This is a genomic window from Bathymodiolus platifrons methanotrophic gill symbiont (assembly GCF_002189065.1).
GTDB lineage: Bacteria > Pseudomonadota > Gammaproteobacteria > Methylococcales > Methylomonadaceae > Methyloprofundus.
On the sequence record NZ_BDMN01000089.1, the window covers coordinates 1 to 2,651 of the forward strand.

The window sequence follows — 2,651 nt, forward strand, 5'->3', positions numbered from 1 at the left end:
ATTCATTCGCCTACGCAGCGAATGGGAGATGCCTTGGTCGCCCTGCGTCCGTCTCAACTACGCACAAAACCCTGCTCCGTTAAGACTACCTCAAATGGCTGGACGGCTATTCGGAATGCAATTCTTGCCTCCCTCGCGCGCTACTAGCGCACTTCGGATCAGAGAATTGCCCTGTCGCCTACCAGGGACTAAAAATCATCACTCCGCTTAGGCTCCGTTTCCCTGATTTTAAGCGGAAGAAAATGCCCTATGTGCGCATAATTTTGCTGACTGGGCAACAGGTTTATTTACCCAGCCACTTGACTTTTACACGCCAAAAGGGAAAAAAATGCAAGCGTTTATCCTGTCAGTGATTGACAAATATGAAGCATCTCCTGTTCGACTACTAACTATCTTACGAAATATTCAAGCAGAATTTCAGCATATTTCTGCTGAAGCAATAGAATTTGTTGCAATAACCCTAAATATTCCACGCACACAAATAGTCAGTGTCATTGAGTTTTACAGCTTTTTACATGCCACGCCTACATGTAAATATGACTTACTAATCAGTGACTCAATTACTGATCATATGTTGGGCAAACAAGAGCTAATGTCATATTTTGCCAGCCAGTTAAAGCTCACAATAGGTGAACTTCGTGCTGATGGATTAGTTAGCCTAAATAATACTTCTTGCTCAGGAATGTGTGATCAGGGCCCAGCAGGATTAGTTAATGGCTATGCTTTAACTCAGCTGGATCACCCACGAATCGATGCTATCGTTAAGCTCATAGAACAGCAGGTCCCAGTAAAGCAATGGCCAACTGAGTTTTTTACTGTTGATGATAATATTTACCTGACCGGCCTATTACTACAGGATCCAATTGAACCAGGTGATGCCCTTAATGCTCGCTACCTAAGAGGCTTAGTCGAAACCTTAACAGAGATTGATATTTCAGGTTTGCGAGGCCGTGGTGGAGCTGGATTCAAAACCGCAATGAAATGGCGATTCTGTTCTGAAGAAGCAGAAACCGAACGCTATGTGGTTTGTAACGCCGACGAAGGTGAACCAGGAACGTTTAAAGATAGAGTCTTATTAAACAGCTATGCACACCAGGTATTTGAAGGTATGACTTTATGTGCCAGTATCATTGGTTCTGAGCAAGGCTTCTTATATTTACGTGGAGAGTATTTACATTTATATGACAAATTACAGAATATCCTGCAGGAAAGACGCGACACCAGCCTATTAGGCAATAATATTCTCAGGCAAGGCCTTAGCTTTGATATTGAAATTCGTCTGGGATGTGGTGCTTATATTTGTGGCGAAGAATCCGCCTTGATAGAGTCATTAGAAGGCAAACGGGGCATTCCCAGAAACCGGCCTCCCTACCCTGTCTCCCAAGGCTATTTACACAAACCCACCGTGGTCAATAATGTAGAAACCTTTTTCGCCGCAAGCAAAATTGCGCTTGAAGGTGGGCAATGGTTTGCCGATGTAGGTACAGAACAATCACAAGGCACCAAAATACTCAGTATTAGTGGTGACTGCAAAAAACCCGGTATCTACGAATACCCTTTTGGTACTAGTATCAAACAAGTACTGCAAGATTGCGGAGCGGCTGATGTATTAGGTATACAGGTAGGCGGTCCTTCCGGTACTTTTATTAGTCAGGATGAATTCCACCGCACTCTGGCATTTGAAGACCTTGCCACAGGTGGCTCATTTATTATCTTCAATCAGACACGTAATATCCTGGATATCGTCAAAAACTTCACTCACTTTTTTGCCCATGAAAGTTGCGGTTTTTTGCACCCCCTGTCGAGTAGGAACATCGTTATTAAAAAAACAACTCGATAAAATTGTCGATGGCCACGGTTCTGCTGGTGATGTCGCTGCTCTGGAAGAGCTTTGTCAATTAGGAATGTGCACGAAATAACATCCTGAAGCAGCCAAGCTTGAATAATGAAATATCTCCCCTAAATTAAGGTTATCTTAATTTATTACTCAGTGGTTGTCTTATGTCATTTCCTTATAAAAAAAATATCGAAAAGTCGATGAAGAAATTTTATGACTCACTTTGTGAAAAAAATAAGCGACGGTATGCCGCCATTGAAAGTGAAAAATTATCTCATGGTGGCGTTAACTATATTTCAGCTTTATTAGAGTGTGACCCAAAAACTATCCGCCAAGGAAAAAAAGAACTCACCGAATTAGAACTGGATATAACAGGAATCAGACAACCTGGAGGCGGTCGAAAAAAAAGACCTCTACCCCTGAATACAGTGGAATAGATCAAGACTTTTTAGATATTCTTCAACAGCATACAGCAGGCAATCCAATGAATTCATCTATTAGGTGGACTTATCTAAAGCCGCGTGAAATCGTCAGTGAATTATTAAAAAAGGGTTATTCTGTCAGTCGTAATATCGTTCGATATTTATTAAAAAAACATGAATATGTTAAGCGCAAAGCCCAGAAAAACATTACGATGGGTGGTCATCCTGACCGCAATGCTCAATTTGAAAATATTACCCAATTGAAGCAGGACTACCTGGATGCGGGAAACCCTGTTATTAGTATGGATACCAAAAAGAAAGAGTTATTGGGTACTTTTTATCGTAATGGATCGCTCTATACACAAGCAGCCATTCAAACGAATGATCATGAT

General features: G+C 41.5%; 2 protein-coding genes and 1 pseudogene. All 3 read left to right on the forward strand.

The window, feature by feature from the left end; all coding sequences use genetic code 11:
• Positions 1–328 precede the first annotated feature (328 nt).
• A pseudogene (locus CDZ78_RS05885) lies at positions 329–1,901 on the forward strand (NAD(P)H-dependent oxidoreductase subunit E); the annotation flags it as partial.
• A 100-nt stretch (positions 1,902–2,001) separates the two neighbouring features.
• A complete protein-coding gene (locus tag CDZ78_RS05890; protein WP_087868120.1) occupies positions 2,002–2,274 on the forward strand; it encodes a hypothetical protein in 273 nt (90 codons plus the stop codon).
• A 17-nt stretch (positions 2,275–2,291) separates the two neighbouring features.
• Positions 2,292–2,651: ISAzo13-like element transposase-related protein (locus CDZ78_RS05895; protein WP_444979197.1), on the forward strand; the 360-nt coding region annotated here is incomplete at its 3' end.